Origin of the sequence: Dactylosporangium sp. NPDC000244, assembly GCF_040300725.1 — a bacterium.
GTDB lineage: Bacteria > Actinomycetota > Actinomycetes > Mycobacteriales > Micromonosporaceae > Dactylosporangium.
The window spans coordinates 13,529-34,228 of sequence record NZ_JBEPEH010000050.1 but is presented as its reverse complement, the minus strand read 5'-3'; the positions used below and the strand labels follow the sequence as shown (position 1 = coordinate 34,228).

The following is a 20,700-nucleotide window of genomic DNA, read 5'->3' as shown; positions in this document are numbered from 1 at the left end:
GGTCCGGGTGAGGCCGCCTCGACGGTCAGGTGTTCGCGGCCACCTGCTCCCGGGCGACCTGCTTCACCCGGTCGGGCGTGAACCCGAATTTGGTCAGCAGCTGCTTGAGTGGAGCGGAGGCGCCGAACGTGTGCATGCCGACGATCGCGCCGGCGTCCCCCACGTACCGTTCCCAGCCGAGCGTGGACGCCTGCTCGATCGCGACCCGGGCGCGGACCGCCGGGGGCAGCACCTCGTCGCGGTACTGGCGTGGCTGCCGGTCGAACAGCTCCCAGCACGGCATGCTCACGACCCGGGCCGCGATACCTTCGGCGGTGAGTTCGTCGCGTGCCGCGAGCGCCAGCGCCACCTCCGAGCCGGTCGCCAGCAGGATCACGTCCGGATCGCCGGAGGGCGGGTCGGCCAGCACGTACGCCCCCTTCGCGACTCCGGCCGCGGCGGCCAGCTTGGTGCGGTCGAGGGTGGGCAGCGGCTGCCGGGTGAGCACGAGCGCCGCGGGCTCGCGTCGCAGTCCGGCGACCACCCGCCAGGATTCGACCACCTCGTTCGCGTCGGCCGGACGGAACACCAGCAGCCCCGGCGTGGCTCGTAGCGAGACGAGCTGCTCGACCGGCTGATGGGTCGGGCCGTCCTCGCCGACCCCGATCGAGTCATGGCTGAAGATGTGCACCGTCGGGATCTCCATCAACGCCGACAACCGGATCGCGCCACGCGCGTAGTCGGAGAAGATCAGGAAGGTCGACCAGTACGGGCGGAGCTTTGAAAGCGCCATCCCGTTGGCGATCGCCGCCGCGGCGTGCTCGCGGATACCGAGGTGGAAGTTGCGTCCGAACTCGCCGGCCTGGAAGTCACCGGCGCCGGGGAAGGTCAGCCGAGTCTTGGTGGACGGGGCGAGGTCGGCCGATCCCCCAAGCAGCCACGGCACCACCTGCGCCAGCGCGTTGAGCACCTGACCCGAGGACTCGCGGGTGGCGAGCCCCTTCGCATCGGCCGGGAAGGTGGGCAGCGCCTCCTGCCAGCCGTCCGGAAGGTCCCGTCGCTGCATCCGCTCGATCTCGTCGGCCAGCTGCGGATGCTTTCCGCGGTACGCCGAGAAGCTCGACCGCCACGCGTCGCGCGCCGCGCTGCTACGTGCAGCCATACTGCGGGCGAAGCCGTCGTAGACCTGATCCGGGACGTAGAAGTCGACGTCCTCGGGCATGCCGAGGAACCGTTTGGTCTCCCGGACGGCCTGCGCTCCGAGCGGCTCCCCGTGCGCTTGCGCGGTGTCCTCGACCGGGGAGCCGTACCCGATATGGCTGTGCACCACGACCAGCGTCGGGCGCTCGTGTTCGGCCTTGAAGTTGTGCAGCGCCCGCTGCACCGCGTCCAGGTCGTTGGCGTCCGCGACGGTCGTCACGTTCCAGCCGTACGCCAGGAACCGCTCGGCCACATCCTCGGTGAACGCAAGGTCGGTGGAGCCCTCGATCGTCACCCGGTTCGAGTCGTAGATCCAGCACAGGTTGGCCAACCGCAGGTGACCGGCGAGCGAGGCCGCCTCCGACGCGACGCCTTCCATCATGTCGCCGTCGCCGGTGATCGAGTACACGTCGAAGTCGAACAGGTGGAAGTCGTCCCGGTTGTACCGCGCCGCCAGCCACCGGCTCGCGATGGCCATCCCCACCGAGGTCGCGTCCCCCTGCCCGAGCGGACCGGTGGTGGTCTCGACCCCGCTCGTCCACCGGTACTCGGGGTGGCCGGGAGCGCGCGAGTCGAGCTGGCGAAACGTCTTGAGGTCTTCGAGGGTGATCGAGGGACGGCCGAGCACCTCGTAGTCCGGATCGACCGCGCGCACCCCGGCCAGGTGCAGCAGCGACCACAACAGCGCCGAGGCATGGCCCTCGGACAGCACAAACCGGTCCCGGTTCGGCCAGATCGGATCAGCCGGGTCGAACCGCAGGAATCGCTGCCACAGCGTGTACGCGACCGGCGCGATCCCCATCGGCGTACCCGGATGTCCTGACTCCGCCCGCTGGATCGCGTCCATGCACAGGCCGCGGATGGTGTTGATGGATAGTGTGTCCAGATCGATGGCCGTGGTGGTCAAGATGACCTCCAGTGGATCGTGGATCTTGGCATGAATCCTGCTCAACGGCCCAAGCCGCACCGTACAAACCAATATCCACAGGGTTGCGGCAGACTCACCCGGACCGAGCGATTGTCCTGCCCTCCGCGCCAGGAACAGCTGCTACTCGGGGTCGTAAAGCGACGTGACTGATGCACCCGATACGGGAATGCTCCAGGGCTGGCCGACAGCGCGCCGGGCGCGCAAGAGCTTGCTTAGCGGCGGCGGTTCTGCCAGGTTGCGGCGCGTTCGCGGGCGGGACGTCCAGGTCGGCATCGGGATCCGGTGCGTATCTGATCCCGCTCGCCTCCCGCGCGGTGCGACGGTGGTCGAGGATGACGAGCGCATGCGGCCCGTGACGGGCGGCCCCCACACCAGTCCAGGGTTGGCCCTCACACCGCGCCACCGCAATCGACCCCGGCACCACTCCACGAAATTTGCCACTTGCGCCAATCAGTTTCTTACGGAAACCTATTGGCATGGCTCCCGGTGTGGCACCCGCCGACAGCCTCAGCGTCCTGGAAACAGCGGGCCTGATCGGGGTCGAGAAGGGCTGCGAGGGCCGCCGCGGCCGCACGTGGATCATCCTGACCCCCGTCGGCGCCACCGCGCTCGCCGAAGAGATCGGCCGGCTGAAAGTGCTCATCGCGCGTGTCGAGACCACCGATACCCCGGAGGACTGATGACCATCGCCCTGACCCGCCGGAACCTGCTCACCACCGCACTCGCCGCCGCGGCCGCCGCACCGCTGGCCGGCGCCGGGCGCGGGTGGGCGGCCAGTCCCGGCCCGGCCCGGCTCACCCTGCCCCGGCCCACCGGCCCGCACCCGATCGGCACCGCGACCCTGCACCTCGTCGACGGCAAGCGGCAGCTCATGGCCGGCGTCTGGTACCCGGCCGTCGGCGACCTGCGCCGCCACCCGGTCGCTCCGTGGATGGCCGCCACGCCGCTGCGCGCGCTGCTGGCCGACAACGGGTTCGACCCGGACATCGCGGGGCCGCTGACCGCCGGCCACGCGGGCGCCGCGGCGCTGCCCGCCCGGGCTCCCGTCGTCGTGTACTCCCACGGCGCCGGCGGCCACCGCTCCGAGACCACCATCGTGGTGCAGGAGCTGGCCAGCCACGGCTACGTCGTGGTCACCGTCGACCACGCCTACGACTCGTACACCGAGCTGCCCGGCGGCCGCCTCGTCGTCCCCGACGACGACCGGTCGGTCACCCCGTGGGACCACGCCCACGACATCCGGTTCGTCCTCGACCGCGTCGGGGACCTCGCCGCCGGCCGCAACCCCGACGCCGAGCGCCGCCCGCTGCCGCCCGGCCTCGGCGCCGCGCTCGACCCGGGCCGCATCGGCATGTTCGGCTGGTCGAAGGGCGCGACCGCCACCGCGCTGGTGATGCACGAGGACCGGCGGGTCCGGGCCGGGCTGAGCCTCGACGGTCCGATGGAGTCCGCGCCGCGGCCCGCCGACCTCGACCGCCCGTTCATGCTCATGTCCGCGCAGTTCACCCGGGCCGAGGAGCCCGTCGAGGAATTCTGGTCGCTGCTGCACGGCTGGCGGCTCAATGTGCAGGCCGAGGGTGCGCCGCACACCGGGTACTGCGACCACCAGTGGCTGATTCCGCAAGCGGCCCGGAGCATGGGCATGAGCGACGAGGAGCTCGAAAACTGGATCGGCACCCTGGACCCGGCGCGGGCGGTGCGCATCCAGCGCGCCTACCCGCTCGCCTTCTTCGATCTGCACCTGCGCGGCCGCCGGCAGCGCCTGCTCGAGGGCCCGAGCGCGGCCTTCCCGGAAGTGCGGTTCATGGGCTGACGCCCGACCGCGGGTGCCCAGCCGCCCGGGCTACTCGGGCTCGCGCGTCGAAGAGCCGTCGTCGCGCTCTTCGGACTCGCGCCGAGCCATCGAATCGGGGGCCTTCTCGATCGGGAAGAAGAAGCCCTTCACCGTCGGGGCGAGCGCACCGATCCGGTTCATCTTCTTCGGGACCACCGAGCCCGAGTACTCCAGGCGACGCTCCTCCGGGGCGCGCCGGCCGTCGCCGTCCGACGGGAGCGGCTGGTGGACCTCGACGAAGCGGCCGTCGGACAGGCGGCGGATGATGCCGGTCTCGAGGCCGTGGGCCAGCACCTCGCGGTCGTGCTGCTGCAGGCCCAGCGCGATCCGGTACGACACGTAGTAGGCCAGCGCCGGCAGGGTCAGGATGCCGATGCGACCCGCCCAGACCATCGCGTTGAGGCTGATGTGGAACTTGTCCGCCAGCAGGTCGTTGCCGCCGGAGATCAGCAGGATCGCGTAGAACGTGATCGCCATCGCCCCGAGCCCGGTGCGGGACGGGTTGTCCCGCGGCCGCTGCAGCAGGTTGTGGACGGCTCTGTCCTTCGAGAAGCGCTGCTCGATGAAGGGATAGAGCATCGGCAATATTGCCATGAGGCCGGGCAGCACGACCGTGGGCCAGAAGATCGGCGGGAGGGTGTAGCCGTTGCCGAACAAGGTGAACCGGATCTCCCACCCCGGCATGAGACGGGCCGCGCCGTCGAGGAACATGACGTACCAGTCGGGCTGGCTCGCCGCCGAGACCACCGCGGCCTTGTACGGCCCGTACAGCCAGATCGGGTTGATCTGCACGAGCCCGGCCAGCGCGGCGATCATCGCGAACACGAACATGAAGAAGCCGCCGGACTTGACCGCGAAGCCGGGGAACATCCGCACGCCGACCACGTTCTCGTTGGTGTGGCCGGGGCCGGGCCACTGCGTGTGCTTCTGCTTCACCAGCAGGCCCATGTGGACGCTGATGAGCGCGAGCAGCGCGGCCGGCACCAGCAGGACGTGCACGATGTACAGCCGGGGAAGGATGATCTCGCCCGGGAACTCACCCCCGAACAGCGAGGTGGTCACCCAGGTGCCGACGATCGGGATCGACAGCACGATGGCGCTCGCGATGCGTAGCCCGGTGCCGGACAGCGCGTCGTCGGGCAGCGAGTAGCCGGCGAAGCCCTCCAGGAAGGCCATCCAGAACAGCAGGATGCCGACGATCCAGTTGGCCTCGCGCGGCTTGCGGAACGCGCCGGTGAAGAAGACGCGGAACATGTGCACCACGATCGCGGCCACGAACAGCAGCGCCGCCCAGTGGTGCATCTGCCGCATGAACAGTCCGCCGCGGATGTCGAACGAAAGCTGCAACGTCGTGTTGTACGCCTGCGACATGTCCACCCCGCGCAGCGCGCGGTAGCTGCCGGTGTACGTCGTCTCGCGCATGGACGGGTCGAAGAACAGCGCGAGGAAGGTACCACTGAGCAGCAGCACGATGAACGAGTAGAGCGCGATCTCGCCCAGCAGGAACGACCAGTGGTCCGGGAAGACCTTGTTGAACAGGCGACGCAACGGTGTCGCCGCCTGGAAACGCTCGTCGACCGCTCTCGCCGAGTTGGCCGGCAGAGCCCGCAGATCGGTCTTGCGTCGTCTCATGGCAGCTCCCAGAAAGCAGGTCCGGCCGTCCGTGATCTGCAGCCACGACCGGAGGCCGGTGGACTCACCCCTTGCCGGAGTGCACGCCCAGGTGCCGGCTCCGTTGCACCTCGAACGGGTTCGCAGCCATCTCGCGCAGCTACCCGCTGCCACGACGTCCAAGCCCGGGCCGCGCCGCGGAGTTACGTCGCCCCCGGAGGCGCGAGCACCTCAGCCGAGGTCCTCACCTTCCACGGCGGGCGTGGCCGTTGCGCACCACCTGGCGCTGTTCAGGAGATCATCGAGCTGCGGCCAAGGCGGACGCGAAGCTGTCGGTAGCCTGGTGCCGGTCGGCGCGGGCGGATTCGACGGGCTGTCAGCGGCTTCGGCCTCCGCGCCCGGCCAGTCTTGCTCGCCCACCGGCAGCATCACGGTGAGGGACGTGCCGCGGCCGGCCGGGCCGGTCAGCGACAGTGTGCCGCCGAGCGCTGCAACGCGGTCGCACACGCCCGCCGGGTCCTGGCGCGGATCCGCATCATTGGCGCTGTCGTCGTGAACGGTCACGCTGAGGATCTCGCCCGGCACCGATCCTTCGGCCGGCGAGCCGTTCGGCTACGGTCGCACCGACCTGGCGGGAAGCCCGGCGGCGAGCTGCGTGGCCAGGTGAAAGCGGCTCGGTGGCGACTGGAGCGGCATCGCGGGCCTGCGGGCGCGGGCGGCGGCACGGTGTCGGCGGCCGTTTCGTACTGCGGGTCACCGTGCCCGCCGGAGAGGGAGGCACATGATCCGCGGCGACGAGATCGTGCCGGCCGGGCGCGTGAAGCCCCATTCTCAGGCAGACGGGCGGTACAGCACGCTTCCATTCGACGTCGGTTCGAAGGGCCGCCTTGAGGATCTTCCCGCCCGCGTTTTCGCGGCAGCGGCTCGCCGCTGACATGAATGAACTCGGGCCGCTTGAACTTGGGCAGATGCTCCCGCGCGTAGGCGGCGACCTTCTCCGGGTCGACGGTGTGCCCGGGCATGGCGTGGACGACCGCTCCGATGCGCTCGCCGAGCTCGCGGTCCGGGACCCCGACGACAGCGACTTCGAAGACGCCCGGTGCGCCGATGATCACATTCTCGACCTCGATGGAGAACACCTTCTCCCCGCCTCGGCTGATGCGATCCTTGGCGCGGTCGACGATCCACAGGACGCCGTATTCGTCCCGCCGTGCGATGTCGCCGCTGCTGACCCAACCGTCGGGCAGCGCGTCGACGCCGGTGCCGTTCCAGTAGCCGGCCATGATGCTGGCTCCCCGCACGTAGAGCTCCCCCGCTCCGGACCTGTCCGGGTCGCGCAGCTCCACCTCGACCGCCGGCATCGGCAAGCCGATCGCCCCGGAGCACGAGATCGCGAGCTCGTCGGGCAGCGCAGTGAGCACGCCGGTCGACTCCGTACAGCCGAATCCGTTGATCAGGGCCGCGTTCGGGAAGAGCTCTCGAAGGATTGGTGCGAGCTCCGGTGGCACCGGCGCTCCGCCGAACAGGGCGGCCTGCACGTGCGATGTATCGAGCGCGCTGGCGGCGGGATGATGCGAAGAACAGATACGCGCAGCAGTTGCCCGCGCCGCCGAGCCCAGCTCGTAACGATGGTCATCGCACACGACTACATCAATGGCGAGACCATCCGCATGGACGGCGCCCTCCGCATGGCAGCCCGCTGACGTCCCCGCTGTCAGCGGTGTCCGGCCGAGCGACACGGCACGGCCCGGATGTGACGTCCGCCGGACTGTGCAGCATCGTCGAGATGCAAACCGCACACGTCGTTGTGCCTGCCGTCGAGAAAGTCGGTTGCGAGTGGCCGGCATCGGATGTTTGGTGGACCGGCGACCGCTCACGGGAGGGAACATGACGCGCATGTCGCTACCCGCCCCCACGCTGCACGCCGCTCGCCTTCGACTGCGCCCCTTCGACGACGCGGATGCGAACGACCTCTTCGTGCTGCACAGCAGCCCCCATGTTCTGCGCTACTGGGACGCGCCGCCCTGGAACGAACTCGCGCGCGCCGAGCGGTTCATCACGGCTTGCCGGCAGATGGCAGATGAGGGCACCGGGGCGCGGCTGGCCGTGGATCGTGTCTGCGATGGTGCGTTCATCGGCTGGTGCAGCCTGACGCGGTGGAATCCGGACTACCGTAGCGCGTCGCTGGGTTACTGCTTCGACGATGCAGTGTGGGGCCGCGGCTACGCGACGGAGGCCGCGCGCGTCCTGCTGGAGTGGGCATTCGACACGCTGGATCTGAATCGGGTCCAGGCCGAGACCGATACGCGCAACGCGGCATCTGCCCGCGTGCTGGAGAAGCTCGGGTTCGTGCGTGAAGGGACGTTGCGGGAAGACTGCGTCGTGAACGGCGAGGTCTCGGACTCGTGGGTGTTCGGGCTGATCAAACGGGAGTGGCGGCCTCCGTCCGAGCCGGTTTCCGCCCGCTGAGTCCTCGCTCCCTCCCGAGACGTGGCCCGGCACTCGAGTGCTTTGCTACCCCGAGCCGGAGGCGGCACCCACGTTCGTGCCCTGTTTGGTTGAGCGTCGTTCATCGCGCGAAGGAGTTTCGCCGTCCGTCGAACGCCGTCTGTTCATGTCCCGTTCCGGCGCGGAGCTCACGGCGCGGGACGGCGATCAATACGCTGCCTCGCACAGCACGCTGAGACTGACGGGGGTTGGCCGAAGCCATGAGTATTCCTGTGTTGCCGCAATCGCGTCGCCGGCCACGGCGGCGACGCGCTCTGTCGACGGTTCTTGCGCTGGTCGCCGGACTGATCGTCATGCCGGGGTTCGTCTTCCCGGAGCCCGTGTACGCCGACCCTACCGGGTACCGGCAGCTGTCCGGCGTCGGTGGTGGCGCGACTGCTCCGCTGATGAACGAGCTGGCACGAGTGATCACCGTCAACGGGCAGGAGGTGCTCGGATCGTACGACGCCAAGGGCTCCGCGACGATCCAGACCAAGGCGGCCGGCGCCTGCACGATGACGCGGCCGGTGACCGACACCGCCGGGGTCGACGCCGTCGAGGGGTCGCTGCGGGCGGCCGACAACTGCCTGGACTTCGTGCGGTACTCCGGCGAGCCGGGCGTCGGCACACCGGCGACTACCGACCTGCAGTACGTGCCGTTCGGGCGCGACTCGGCCACATACGCCGTCACCCGCACGACCAGCGTGCCGCGGGAGCTGAGCACCGCGCGGCTCCGGGCGATCTACTCGTGCCAGGACACCGCCGTACATCCGCTGCTGCCGCCGAAGGGATCGCAGCTGCGTGCGTTGTGGCTGTCGATGCTGTCGATCAGTGAGCCGCAGATCGACCACGACTTCAGCTGCGTCGGGACGGTCGCCCGGGACAACGACGCCTCGACGCTGGACAACACGTCGATCGTGCCGTTCTCGACCGCGCAGTACATCAGCCAGCTCGTCCGTGAGCGCAACGCGGACACCCGCGCGAACGCGGGCCTCGGCGTCATCACCGGGCAGACCGGCGGCACGGGAGCGCCGATCGTTGCCAGCGCCGACCCGATGTACGCCAACATGGCGGCGGCCGTGCAGCTCGGGTCGGACCTGCCGGCGGCGTTCACCTTCGTCCAGATGCAACGCGTCTACCGTTGCCTCATCACGACGATCGCCGGCATCCCGGTCACCCCGGCGCTGCCGCCGAAGAACACCGTGCTGCGCGGGTACTGGCTGAGCAAGATGGGCATCTGGGAGGAGGACATCGCCAACGGCGACTATCCGTGCCTGCGCACGCTGAGCGCTGCGGCCAACGACCTCCGGGCGCTGCCGAACAACACCCTGATGCCGGTCACCATCAGCGAGTACGTCAAGCAGATCCTGGGGCAGAGCACGGACCAGCGGGGCACCGCGACGCTGGTGCCCATGGGCTCCAACGACGGGGCCGACCCGGCGCCGATCATGCCCAACCTGGACTACAGCCCGGCGTTGGTCCACACCGTCGGCGTCGGTGTGCCGCGGGCCAAGCTCGCCACCAGCCCGTGGCGGGAGGTATTCGCCGGCAGCACGTCGCTGGTCTGCCAGCAGCGGGCGACGATCGAGGCGTTCGGCTTCGCGGCGATGCCGGACGGCACCTGCGGCGGCGGCACCAACACCGGCCAGGACAACCCGTCCGATCGCCGCCTCGCCGGTGTCGGCTCGACCACGACGGCGGCCGTCATGCGTTCGCTCGGCGACGCGGTGCGGCTCGACGGCGCACCGGTACTCGCCTCGTTCGACAGCTCCGGCAAGACCCCGGTGGCCACCAAGCCGGGGTGCACGAGCTACCGGCCCGTCAACGACATCCAGGGCATCGCGCAGCTCAACGCCGACCATCAGTGCCTCGACTACGTCCGTGTCTCCAACATGGACACCGCGGCGATGCCCGGTGGAGCCTCCCTGGTGTTCGCGCCGTTCGCGTTGGACAGCATCACCTACACCGTCGCCGCGGGCGGCACCGTGCCGCGGACGATGACCAAGGCGCAGCTGCAGTCGGCGTACCGCTGCACGACCGCCGGGGTGACGCCGCTGCTGCCGGGTGCGGGCTCGCAGCTGCGGGCGGACTGGTTGCGATACCTCGGCCTGACCGAGGCCCAGATCAGCGCCGCCACCTGCGTGCGCTCCGCCGACGCCGGCGGCGCCCCCATCATCGAGAACGACGGCCGGGTGCTCACCCCGGACGCGATCGTGCCGTTCTCGACGGCGTCCTACGTCGCGCAGGCCGGCACGACGGCGCCGGACCGCCGGGGCCGCGCGGTGCCCGGCAAGGTGAGCGACCCCGCCGGGCCGGGACCAATCCGCGCCAACACCAGCGCGTACCCCGACGGCGTGACCTTCGCGGTGCGCGGCGACATCGCGATGCCGCGCCGGCTGTCCTCCAGCCAGCTGTACGCGATCTACACGTGCGCCGACACCAGGTTCACCCCGACGCTGCCGGCCTCGGGCGAGCTCGACAAGGCGTTCGCCGCGCTGCTCAGCATGGAGGTGTCCCAGCTGTCGGCGCCCTGCGTCGTGCGGACCGACCCCGACGGCGCGAACCTGGCCGCCAACGACGGCCGCGGTCTGACCAGCACGGCGATCATGCCGTACTCGATCAGCGCGTACGCCGACCAGCTGACCGGCGCCGCGGCCGACGTGCGCGGCGAGGCGGTGCTCGGCGTGCTGGACCAGGGCAGCAACAGCCCGGTGTTGCCGATGGTGCTCGACCCCGGCTACGTTCCGGCCCTCGTGCACCGCGTCTACAACGCCTTCCCCGCCGGTGCGCTCGCGACCAGTCCGCTCAACGAGACGTTCATCGGCCCGAACTCGCTGATCTGCAAGCAGGGCTCGGTGATCGAGTCACAGGGCTTCGCGACGCTGCCGGCCTCCGACCCGCAACCGTGCGGCTCGGTGCAGCGCGGGTCGAGCACGCCGGCCTCCGCCACCCAGGTCAGCTTCCGGGCGCAGGTGCCGGAGGACGACGGCGGTGTCGTCGGCAGCGGATCGACCTTGACCGCCTGGCACGGCAACTGCAAGGTCACCGGTACCTTCAGCAACGCAACCGACGGCAGCCAGATGGTCATCCGGGCGACGGCCAGCGGCCCACGCTGCCGGGTGCTGATCAACGCCAGGTACTTCGACCAGGCGACCGGCGAGACGCTGGATCCGGAATTCCGCGAGATCGACTTCAGCAACGGTGGCTCGACGACGCTGCTGCACAGCCCGGGCACCCAGGTGTACCAGATCGACGGGCGGTCCAGACTGATCGGTCACTACCTGCGGGACGTGAACATCGGCGTGACCGACGTGTCCGCGGGCGCGCCGCCGGGCAGCTCCTCGGCGAGCATCGTCGGCGCGGGGGTTCCGAGCGTCTACGGCGTGGAACTGCACAGCCCGGGCGGCCAAAGCTCCGTCGAGGTTCAGTGGCAGAAGGGCCTCGACCGAAAGGCGTTCCGGATCATGCGGCGGGACGTGCTCACCGAGTCGTCGTACCGGGTCATCGCCGACCTGGAGAACGATCCGTTCGACGGCAAGGACACCATGACGTTCAAGGACGAGACGACGGAACTGCTGCACCAGTACGCGTACAAGGTCGCCAGCCTGTGGCCGCTCGGCGAGATCGTGGGCGAGCCGTCGGTCGAGCTGCGGATCACTCCGTCCTCGGCGCAACGGGTCAAGCACTACGTCGCGCTCGGCGACTCGTACTCCTCGGGCGAAGGCGGGGAGAACTACTTCGGCGGCGACGGGTCCGGCTGTCACCGGTCCAAGGGCAGCTATGCGATGCGACTGACCGATCCGTTCGACAAGGACTACTCGCAGAGCCCGTACCCGAGCGCCGTTCCGCTGTCGCAGCTCGCCACGGACGGCAAGGCACGGGTCGACGTCATCGCCTGCTCGGGCGCGCTGGCCCGCAACGTCATTGCCGATCTCGGGCCGATCGCCCCGATCCCGTACGGCAACCTGACGATCAGCGGCCGGCCGGCCAGCTGGCGGCAGAGCGAGATGGAGCCGTGGCAGTCGCTGTACCGCAACGACCTTCCGGCCAACCGGACCATCGCGGCGGACTACCAGGTGAACATGCTGCGCCGGTCGGCGGAGATCATGCCGATCGACCTCGTCACCATCTCGATCGGCGGCAACGACGCGGGATTCAAGCAGGTGCTGGAGCAGTGCGTCATGAACCTCTCGTCCTGCACACCGCTGGAGAGCGGGCTCGCCGCGCGGGTGGACGGACTGCGGGCGGACCTGGAGGCGACGTACAGCCGCATCCTTGAGGCGTCGGGCGCGGCCACCGTCCAGGTGGTCGGGTATCCACAGCTGTTCCCCGACAACGGGCCGACCAACTGCGCCCTGCTGCACTTCCCGCCGACCACGGCGTGGAACCTCACCGGCGCCGAGATGAACATGATGAACCGGCTCGGCGACCGGTTGAACGGCGTGATCCAGGACGCGGTCACCGCCGTCGGGAACCGGTACGGGCGGGTTCGCTACGTCGACGTGCGGCCGCTGTTCGCCGGCCATGGCATGTGCGCCGTGCCGTCGCCGTGGATCCGGGCGCTGTTCCCGGACAACTACAGCAACGAGGCCGCGCACCCCAACTCCGAGGGCTGGTGGCAGGAGGCCGACTTCCTGGCCCGGACGTTCTGGGGCAACGGCCAGGGCTGACGGACGCCGTTGACGGCCCCGGTTCCGCACACTCGCGGGCCGGGGCCGTCATCAGCGGCGCCGCCACCGGCAACCCGAACGCCGAGGCGCCCGGCTATGTGGCGACGCTCGTTGCCGGCAGCCTCATCCAGGACGGTTCACCCCTTGATCGCGCCCGAGGTCATGCCGGCGACGATCTGGCGGTTGAAGAACATGAACATCAGCAGCGGCGGGACGGTGATGAGCAGGACGTCCATGAAGAGCAGGTTGTACTGGGTGGTGAACTGGCTGGAGAAGTTGTAGAGCGTGAGCTGGACGGTGGCGTTCTGGTCGCCGGGCAGGAAGTACAGCGGGTTGGTGAAGTCGTTGAACACCGCCACCGACTGCACCACGACAACGGTGATGGCGACCGGGCGCAGCAGCGGCAGGACGACCCGGAAGAACAACCGCAGCGGGCCGGCGCCGTCGAGGACGGCGGCCTCGTCGAGCTCGCGCGGAATGGTGGAGATGAAGGCCCGGAACAGCAGGATGCTGAAGGACAGGCCGAAGGCGATCTCGATGAGGATGAGCCCGGGCATGGTCTTGAACAGGCCGAGGCGTTGCAGGACCCAGATGGTGGGCACGACGGCGGGCGGGATGATGAGGCCGGACAGCACCAGGAAGTTGATGACGCCGTTCCACCGGCTAGCCCGGCGTTGCAGCACGAAGGCGACCATGGCGGCGAGCACGACCATGCCGGTGACGCTGGCGACGGTGAGAATGGTGCTGTTGATGAAGGCGATGATGAGCATGTAGTCGCGCGCCTTGACGACCTCGACGAAGTTGTCGACGAGGCGGAAGTGCGCCGGCCAGGAGAAGTCCGGCAGCGCCGACTGCTGCCGGTCCTTCAGCGCGTTGACGGCGATGAACGCGAACGGAACGACGAACACCACGCCGGAGACGAGGATGGCGGCGAGCCCGGTGAGGTGGCGTCTCACTGCTCGACCTCCTTGCGGTTGAGGAACCAGAAGAGGGGGACGATGACGGCGGTGACGACGAGGAACAGCACGACGTTGCCCGCGGTGGACAGGCCGTAGAAGCCGGCCTGGTACTGCTTGTAGATCACCGATGCGATGACGTCGGACGTGAAGCCGGGCCCGCCGCGGGTCATCGCCCAGATGAGGTCGAACGAGCGCAGCCCGCCGATCAGCGACAGGATGATCACGGTGACCGTGGCCGGGCGGGCCAGTGGCAGCACGATGTGGCGGAACCGGCCGAACGCGCTCGCCCCGTCGACGGAGGCGGCCTCGAAGTACTCCTGCGGAATCGACACGATGCCGGCGATGTAGATGAGCGTGGCGAGGCCGACGCCTTTCCACACGTCGACCAGGGCCACCGACAGCAGCGCCCACTTCGGGTCGGTGAGCCAGCCCGGGCCGTCGACACCGAGCACGCCGAGGGACTGGTTGATGAGCCCGTGCTCGGGGTTCATGAGGACCGTGAACGTGATGCCGACGCCGATCGTGCTGACCAGCACCGGGAAGAACACGACCGAGCGCAGGTAGCCGCGGGCCGGGATCCGCGAGGTCAGCAGCACGGCGAGCAGCAGCCCGAGCACGACCTTGAGCCCGGAGGTCACGACGGCGTAGACGATGGTGTTGGTGAAGCCCTTGACGAGCGCGGGCTCGTCGAAGAACTGGCGGAAGTTGTCCAAGCCGATGAACTCGTGGTCGAACAGGGTCCAGCGGGTGAGGCTGAAGTAGAACGACGCGAACGTCGGCACCAGGAACAGCGTGCCGTAGACGAGCGCGGCCGGCAGGTAGAACCAGTACGGGTACGGGCTCTTGACCGTCGTACGGCGGCGCGGCTCGGCGCCGGTGTGCTTCCCCGCTTCGGTGGGGTGCGGTCGCGTGGTGGTAGTCATGATCGCCAGGGCCTCCTCCACCCGCACCCGTGGCCCCGCGGTGCGCGGGACCACGGGCGGGGGTTGTTCCTACCAGCCGGGCAGGCCGAGCTGCTGGGCCTGCTTCTTGACGTCCTGGTCGTAGAGGGCCGCTGCGGCGTCGGCCTTGCGGATGCCCGAGCCGACCTCGACGGTGATCTGCTCCAGCGACGGGCCCTTCACCGGCGAGAGGAACTCCAGCGCCGGGCTGTTGGCGCCGCTGTCGAAGTACGGCTGCATGTCCTTGATCGGCGCGGCCAGGTCAGGCGCCAGGGCGCAGCCTTTGACGAGGAACGGCCCGTTGGGCGTGCTGGCCTTCGCGATCGCGTCGCAGCCGTCCTTGCTGGCCACGAACTGCAGGAACTTGCGGGCGGCGTCGAGCTTCGCGCCGGTCGTGGTCTTCGGGATGTACACCCCGGCGGGTTCCCACACCGTCAGTCCGTTCTTGGCCGCGTCGTCGCCGGGCAGCGCGAAGAAGCCGACGTCGTTCACCTTGTCCGGCGACTGCGACACGAGGGTGGCGACGGCGAACGTGAGCATCGGGTAGTGGGCGCCGGTGCCGTCGGCGAGGTGCTTGATGCCGGCCTCGAGCTTCGTGGAGGCGAAATCCGAGGTGAGGTACCCCTGGTCGTGCACCTCCTGCAGGCGCTGGAAGCTGCGCAGCGCGGCCGGGGTGCTCGCATACTTGGCCTTGCCGGCCGTGTACTGCTCGGCGAAGTCCGGCTGGGCCGCGGCCACGTTGTGGAAGTCGGCCAGCACGATCAGCTGCGACGTCCAGGTGTCCTGGTAGGTCTGGATCACCGGGGCGATCCCGGCCGCCTTGATCTTGGCATTGTTGGTCTCGAAGTCGGCCCAGGTCTTGGGCACCTGGAGGCCGAGCTTGGCGTACACGGCCTTGTTGTAGAGGATGCCGCCGCCGGTCGCGCCGCCGAACGGCACGCCGAAGAGCTTGCCGCCGGCCGAGACCGTCGACTTGAACGTCTTGTCGAGGTCGCCGACGTAGGGCTGGTCGTCCAGCGGTGCCAGGTTCTGCTCGGGCTTGATCGCGGCGAACAGGGAGCCGGAGTTGTACATGAAGACGTCGCTCATGTCCCCGGTGGACAGCCGGGTCTTGACGATGTTGTCGCCCTCGGTGCCCTGCGGGCGGGTCTCGACCTTCACGGTCACGCCGGTGTTCTTGGCGTTGAAGGCGTCGGCCAGGCCCTGGGCGGTCTTGAGCGTGGAGTCCGAGTTGTCGGCGAGGAACGAGATGGTGGTACCGGAGCCGCTGTCGCTCGAGCCGAGATCGCCCGCGCTGCAGCCGCTGAGCACCAGGGCGCCGACCGCGAATGCCGCCAGCGCGCCGATGCGCCGGCGCGGCAAGACTCTTCCCATGTTCGGGTCCTCCGATTTCAACGCGATGGGGGGTGTGTGCGGTGGGGTGTCAGCCGTTCGCGTCCTGCGCGAACGGGTGGACGACGGGGACGGGAGACGGATCGTCCCCGGCGTCACGGAACGGGCAGCTGAAGGTGTGCGCGCCGGACCCGACCTCGACCGGGTCCCCGGCGGGTAGCTCGACAACCGCCGTGACGCCGGGCGGCAGGGCGATGTCGACCGTGAGGATGCCGCCGGCCCGTCGCCAGGCGACCCTGATCGGCCCGTACGGACTGTCGTGCGTGGCCTCGGCATGGGCGAGGCCGCCACCGGGGCGGGGCCGGACGGCGACGCGGCGGTACCCGGGCGCGGCCGGCGCCAGCCCGGCGACGGTGCGGTGCAGCCAGTCGGCGACGGCGCCGAAGGCGTAGTGGTTGAACGAGGTCATGTCGCCCGGGTTGACGGTGCCGTCGGGCAGCATGCTGTCCCAGCGCTCCCACATCGTGGTCGCGCCCATCGTGATCGGGTACAGCCACGACGGGCACTCCCGCTGCAGCAGCAGGTGGTACGCGGAGTCCTCGGCGCCGACGCCGGTGAGCGCGTCGCAGATCAGCGGCGTGCCGGCGAACCCGGTGCCGACGTGGTGGCCCTCGGCCTCGACCAGCTCGACGAGCCGGCGCCCGGCCCGTTCCCGCTGCTCGTCCTTGACCAGCATTCCCGCGGTCAGCGCCATCGCGTACGCGGTCTGCGCGTCGCTGGCCAGCCGCCCGCTCGGCGTCACGTACTCGTCGTGGAACGCCTCCGTGACGGCGTTGGCGTGCGCCGTGTACCGCGCCTGGTCGGCTCGTTCGCCGAGCACGCCCGCGATCTCGGCCAGCCGGCGCGCGCTGTGCGCGTGGGCGGCCGTGGCCACGAGGTGCGGGTCGGTGCGCGCCGCCGCCGGGCTCTCGGGCGGGGCGGCCGGGTCGAGCCAGTCGCCGAACTGGAAGCCGGAGTCCCAGCGGCGGTGCTCGCCGGACAGCTCGGCGACCTGATCGACCCAGGCCCGCATGCTGTCGTACTGCGTCCGCAGCACCCCCGCGTCGCCGAAGCGCTCGTGCAGCACGTGCGGCGCGACGACGGCGACATCGCCCCACACCGCCGCCGGCATCGGCGGCCCGAGCAGCTCCAGCCACGGGACGTAGAACGGCACGGTGCCGAACTCGGCCTGCTCCGCCGCGAGGTCGGCCAGCCACGACGTCAGCAGCCCGGCGCAGTCGTAGAGGAACGACGCGGTGGGCGCGAACACCGCCAGGTCGCCGGTCCAGCCGAGCCGCTCGTCGCGCTGCGGGCAGTCGGTCGGCACGTCGAGGAAGTTGCCGCGCATGCTCCACACCACGTTGTCGTGCAGGCGGTTGAGCAGCGGATCGGAGCAGGCGAACCAGCCGGTGCGGGCCATGTCGGTGTGGCAGACGACGGCCCGCACGTCCATGACGCCGAGCTCGGCGGGCCAGCCGCTCACCTCCGCGTACCGGAACCCGTGCACGGTGAACCGCGGCTCCCACTCCTCGACCCCGCCGCCGCGCAGGACGTACTCGTCGCGGGCGGCCGCCTCGCGCAACGGCCTGAGATAGAGCTCGCCGTCCTGCAGTACCTCGGCGTGGCGCAGCACGACGACGTCGCCGGCATTGCCGCGCACCCGGATCCGAAGCCGGCCGGTGATGTTCTGCCCGAAGTCGAGGATCGCGCGCCCGTCGCGCGTCACCGTCACCGTGGCCGGGTTCAGGATCTCCGTTCGGCGGACCGGCGGGCCGTCCGGGGCGACGAGGCGGGTGGCGTCGAACGGCAGCTCCTCCACCGGCGACCAGGCGGCGTCGTCGAACCCGGGAGCCGACCAGCCTCGCTGTTCGAGGCGGGCGTCGTAGCGCTCACCGTCGTAGAGGCCGGTCGCGGTGATCGGCCCGGGCGCCGAGCGCCATCGCCCGTCCGAACCGATCACGTGCCGGGATCCGTCCGCGCAGCGCACCTCCAGCTGGGCGAGCAGGCCCGTGTGGTCGCCGTAGACGGCGCGGCGACCGCCCCGGAAGCCCAGGCGCCCCCGGTACCAGCCGTCGGCGAGCCACGCGCCGATCACGTTCTCGCCTTCGGTGAGGTGACCGGTGACGTCGAACGTCTGGTACCGGAGCCGGTGCTGGTAGCTGGTCCACCCCGGCGCGAGCACATGGTCGCCGACGGCCCGGCCGTTGAGCTCGATCTCGTAGACGCCGTGCGCGGTCACGTAGAGCCGGGCGGATACGACCCGCGCCGGGAGGCGGAAGTCCTGGCGCAGCAGGACGGCAGGCCCGTCGGCGTCCGCCGGCAGCGGCAGCCGCGCGGCGATCATCGCGGCCGTCCAGTCCGCCGGCTCCAGCAGACCCGCCTCCACGACCAGCGCATCGCTCCACGGCGACGGCTCGTCCGCGCCGGCACCCCACACGCGAACGCGGACGGACCGCCGTTCCCGGGACGCCAGCACGGCGGCGGGCCACGCCACCAGAACCTGCTCGGCCGAGGCGACCCGCCCTGAGGTGAACACGGCCTCGGCATCGTCCATGCCGCGCACGGCGATCTCGTACGCGGCCTGACTCCAGTCCTCGCCGCCGTCCTCCACCCGCCAGGACAGCCGGGGCGTCCTCGTGCCGATGCCGAGGGGCTCGCGGTGATGGTCGGCCCGCAGACCGGCGACACGCAGGGACACGTGAACTCCTGAAACGATTCAAAAGTGGAACTACGCGACTGTCGGCGCCGGGCGCGACGAGGGGGTGTGTGCGGCCCGGGTACTCAGGGTTGCAGCCATGTTTCGTAGAGCGTTCTCCATTGTTGTGCCGGTCACAGAGGCTGTCAAGGCCGACGTTCAGCTCCTATCCGTAGATCAGTTTTCACCGTGCGCCGCGACGACCCACCCGATGCGGCAGCTCGCTACACTTCGCTTGCTGTAATACGTTCTACAAGGGAGGCACTGGATGGCTGCCGCGGAGCCGCTGCCCCGACGCGCCACCATCACCGACGTCGCCAAGCGGGCGAACGTCTCGACGGCGGCCGTGTCGAAGGTGCTGCGCAACGCCTACGGCGTCAGCCCGGCCATGCAGGAACGCGTCCGCGCCGCAATGGCCGAACTCGACTACCGCCCCCACGCGGCCGCCCGAGGCATGCGCGGCCAGACCTACACCATCGGTGTGGTGATCCCCGACCTGCGCAACCCGTTCTTCCCCGAGCTCGTCGAGGGTGTGGCCGACCACCTCGACAGCACCGACTACCAGGCCGTGCTCGGCCCGGGAGGCAGCACCGCCGAGTCGCAGTCGCGCATCATCGACGCGCTCATCGACCGGCGGGTCGACGGCCTCATCATGATCGCCCCGGTGCTGCCCCGCGGCCGCCTGGAGCAGACCGCGCGCACCGTGCCGGTCGTCGTCATCGGCAGGCACGGCAAGTCGGCCGACTACGACGGCGTGGTCGATGACGACCTGGTCGGCGCCGGGCTTGTCGTGGACCACCTCGCCGACCTCGGCCACCGGCGCATCGCCCATATCGAACACCGCGACACCGCCCGCGGCATCCCGACCACCATGCCGCAGACGGTCCGCGCCGAGGGCTACCGCCAGGCGATGCAGCGCCGCGGCCTGGAGGCCGAGATCGACATCGTCGCCTCCACCTACAGCGAGGCCGGTGGCTACACCGCCGCCGTCGAACTGCTCGCCCGCCCGGTCCGCCCCACCGCGATCTTCGCCGGTGCCGACGTCGCCGCCATCGGCGTGCTCAACGCCGTGCACGAGGCCGGCCTGCGCATCCCCGAGGACCTCTCGGTCGCCGGCTACGACAACACCACCGTGGCCGCGATGGGCCCCATCTCCCTGACGAGCATCGACCAGGACGGCCACCTCATGGGCGACAACGCGGCCCGCCTGCTGCTCGAACGCATCGAACGCAAGCGCGACCGCGCCGTTCTGCTGTCCTTCTCCCCCACCCTCGTCGCCCGTCGCAGCACCGCCGCCCCGCGCACGTAGCCGGGCGCCGGCGGGGCACGGTGCGGCCGGTCAGCGGCGGGCGGACCGGTTGCGCAGGAACTGACCCAGCCCGTCGCCGTCCTCGATGGCGATGAACGCGCCCCGGACGCTGAAGAGCACCTCTTCGCCGTGCTCGGTGCAGCCCCAGACCGAGTCGCCCCAGGAATCGGTGAGTTTGACCTGGGCGGCGGCACCGCACGGGGCCCCGCCGGCCTGGCCGACCTGGCAGCGCTCCGGGGCACCCCCGCGCTGGCTGACGGCCTCCGCCGCGCGCTGGATGAGCCCGAACTTGGCCTCGGCGCCGGTGGCCGCCTGGCGATCAGCCTCGGGGACGGCGGTGCGCTGGCCGAGGAGCACGACGTTGCCGTCCGGATCCTGCACGCGGGCCTCGCCGCCGGGAGCGTGGTCCGGGTAGCCGATGCGCTCGGCCGGATGGCCGGCGTCGGCGAGGCTCTGGAGGGTCCTCTCGAGGTTGTCGACGTAGAAGTACACCAGCAGCGGCAGCTCGACGGTGATCAGGCGCGGCTGGACGGCGGCCAGGAGCATGGCGAGCTCGCCGCTGCGCATGTGGCGCCAGCTGGCGGCCGCGTCTGCGCCGGAGCGCAGGACGGACCAGCCCAGCGACGTGTAGAACGCCTGGGATCGCTCGATGTCGGCGACGTACAGCACCGGCACCGACGCCTCAACCGTTGGCAGCACGGGCGAGACTGTACAGC

General features: G+C 70.3%; 14 protein-coding genes. 5 read left to right on the top strand and 9 right to left on the bottom strand.

Going from position 1 to position 20,700, the window contains the following annotated elements; all coding sequences use genetic code 11:
* Positions 1-25 precede the first annotated feature (25 nt).
* On the bottom strand, positions 26-2,086 hold the full coding sequence (gene tkt / locus ABT369_RS48935) for a transketolase (RefSeq protein WP_350623938.1): 2,061 nt from the start codon (positions 2,084-2,086) through the stop codon (positions 26-28).
* 497 nt (positions 2,087-2,583) lie between these two features.
* On the opposite strand from tkt, the gene ABT369_RS48930 reads away from it, so the two are divergent.
* Both ABT369_RS48930 and ABT369_RS48925 read left to right on the top strand, forming a co-directional pair.
* On the top strand, positions 2,584-2,787 hold the full coding sequence (locus tag ABT369_RS48930) for a hypothetical protein (RefSeq protein ID WP_350623936.1): 204 nt from the start codon (positions 2,584-2,586) through the stop codon (positions 2,785-2,787).
* A complete protein-coding gene (locus ABT369_RS48925; RefSeq protein ID WP_350623934.1) occupies positions 2,787-3,920 on the top strand; it encodes an alpha/beta hydrolase family protein in 1,134 nt (377 codons plus the stop codon). Before ABT369_RS48930 ends, ABT369_RS48925 begins: the two co-directional genes overlap by 1 nt.
* A gap of 30 nt (positions 3,921-3,950) precedes the next feature.
* On the opposite strand, the gene qcrB is transcribed toward ABT369_RS48925, so the two are convergent.
* The 3 genes from qcrB to ABT369_RS48910 form a co-directional block, all read right to left on the bottom strand.
* Positions 3,951-5,573, bottom strand: a complete 1,623-nt coding sequence (qcrB, locus tag ABT369_RS48920) for a cytochrome bc1 complex cytochrome b subunit (protein WP_350623932.1) — start codon at positions 5,571-5,573, stop codon at positions 3,951-3,953.
* 210 nt (positions 5,574-5,783) lie between these two features.
* Entirely contained in the window at positions 5,784-6,116 is a 333-nt protein-coding gene (locus ABT369_RS48915) for a hypothetical protein (protein WP_350623930.1), read from the bottom strand.
* Positions 6,113-7,195 (bottom strand): class I adenylate-forming enzyme family protein, encoded by a 1,083-nt coding sequence (locus ABT369_RS48910; protein ID WP_350623928.1) that lies wholly within the window; start codon positions 7,193-7,195, stop codon positions 6,113-6,115. The genes ABT369_RS48915 and ABT369_RS48910 overlap by 4 nt, the downstream gene beginning before the upstream one ends.
* A gap of 244 nt (positions 7,196-7,439) precedes the next feature.
* Between ABT369_RS48910 and ABT369_RS48905 the strand changes: the two genes are divergently transcribed.
* Together ABT369_RS48905 and ABT369_RS48900 are read left to right on the top strand one after the other, a co-directional pair.
* Positions 7,440-8,021 carry a GNAT family N-acetyltransferase gene (locus ABT369_RS48905; RefSeq protein ID WP_350623926.1) on the top strand — a complete coding sequence of 194 codons (582 nt, stop codon included), beginning with the start codon at positions 7,440-7,442 and terminating at the stop codon, positions 8,019-8,021.
* A gap of 3,623 nt (positions 8,022-11,644) precedes the next feature.
* Complete coding sequence (locus ABT369_RS48900) at positions 11,645-12,709, top strand: SGNH/GDSL hydrolase family protein (RefSeq protein ID WP_502891927.1); 1,065 nt, start codon at positions 11,645-11,647, stop codon at positions 12,707-12,709.
* Between the two features lie 137 nt (positions 12,710-12,846).
* Here the strand turns inward: ABT369_RS48900 and ABT369_RS48895 are convergent, their stop codons facing one another.
* The 4 genes from ABT369_RS48895 to ABT369_RS48880 all read right to left on the bottom strand — a co-directional run bounded on the left by ABT369_RS48895 (position 12,847) and on the right by ABT369_RS48880 (position 18,678).
* Positions 12,847-13,665: a carbohydrate ABC transporter permease gene (locus ABT369_RS48895; protein ID WP_350623924.1), complete on the bottom strand. Its 819-nt coding sequence runs from the start codon at positions 13,663-13,665 to the stop codon at positions 12,847-12,849.
* Positions 13,662-14,591, bottom strand: a complete 930-nt coding sequence (locus tag ABT369_RS48890; RefSeq protein WP_350623922.1) for a carbohydrate ABC transporter permease — start codon at positions 14,589-14,591, stop codon at positions 13,662-13,664. Before ABT369_RS48890 ends, ABT369_RS48895 begins: the two co-directional genes overlap by 4 nt.
* A gap of 69 nt (positions 14,592-14,660) precedes the next feature.
* Complete coding sequence (locus tag ABT369_RS48885; protein WP_350623920.1) at positions 14,661-15,983, bottom strand: ABC transporter substrate-binding protein; 1,323 nt, start codon at positions 15,981-15,983, stop codon at positions 14,661-14,663.
* A 49-nt stretch (positions 15,984-16,032) separates the two neighbouring features.
* Positions 16,033-18,678: a family 78 glycoside hydrolase catalytic domain gene (locus tag ABT369_RS48880; protein ID WP_350623918.1), complete on the bottom strand. Its 2,646-nt coding sequence runs from the start codon at positions 18,676-18,678 to the stop codon at positions 16,033-16,035.
* Between the two features lie 265 nt (positions 18,679-18,943).
* Here ABT369_RS48880 and ABT369_RS48875 point away from each other — a divergent pair, with 265 nt between their 5' ends.
* Positions 18,944-19,984, top strand: a complete 1,041-nt coding sequence (locus tag ABT369_RS48875; protein ID WP_350623916.1) for a LacI family DNA-binding transcriptional regulator — start codon at positions 18,944-18,946, stop codon at positions 19,982-19,984.
* 30 nt (positions 19,985-20,014) lie between these two features.
* Here ABT369_RS48875 and ABT369_RS48870 read toward each other — a convergent pair whose 3' ends face one another.
* Positions 20,015-20,683, bottom strand: a complete 669-nt coding sequence (locus ABT369_RS48870; protein WP_350623914.1) for a VOC family protein — start codon at positions 20,681-20,683, stop codon at positions 20,015-20,017.
* Between the last annotated feature and the right edge of the window lie 17 nt (positions 20,684-20,700).

Bases quoted from the DNA above. Each gene is read 5' to 3' on its own strand.
- ABT369_RS48905 (WP_350623926.1), top strand. From the start codon at position 7,440: ATGACGCGCATGTCGCTACCCGCCCCCACGCTGCACGCCGCTCGCCTT.
- ABT369_RS48890 (WP_350623922.1), bottom strand. From the start codon at position 14,591: ATGACTACCACCACGCGACCGCACCCCACCGAAGCGGGGAAGCACACC.
- qcrB (WP_350623932.1), bottom strand. From the start codon at position 5,573: ATGAGACGACGCAAGACCGATCTGCGGGCTCTGCCGGCCAACTCGGCG.
- ABT369_RS48925 (WP_350623934.1), top strand. From the start codon at position 2,787: ATGACCATCGCCCTGACCCGCCGGAACCTGCTCACCACCGCACTCGCC.
- ABT369_RS48885 (WP_350623920.1), bottom strand. From the start codon at position 15,983: ATGGGAAGAGTCTTGCCGCGCCGGCGCATCGGCGCGCTGGCGGCATTC.
- ABT369_RS48930 (WP_350623936.1), top strand. From the start codon at position 2,584: ATGGCTCCCGGTGTGGCACCCGCCGACAGCCTCAGCGTCCTGGAAACA.
- ABT369_RS48875 (WP_350623916.1), top strand. From the start codon at position 18,944: ATGGCTGCCGCGGAGCCGCTGCCCCGACGCGCCACCATCACCGACGTC.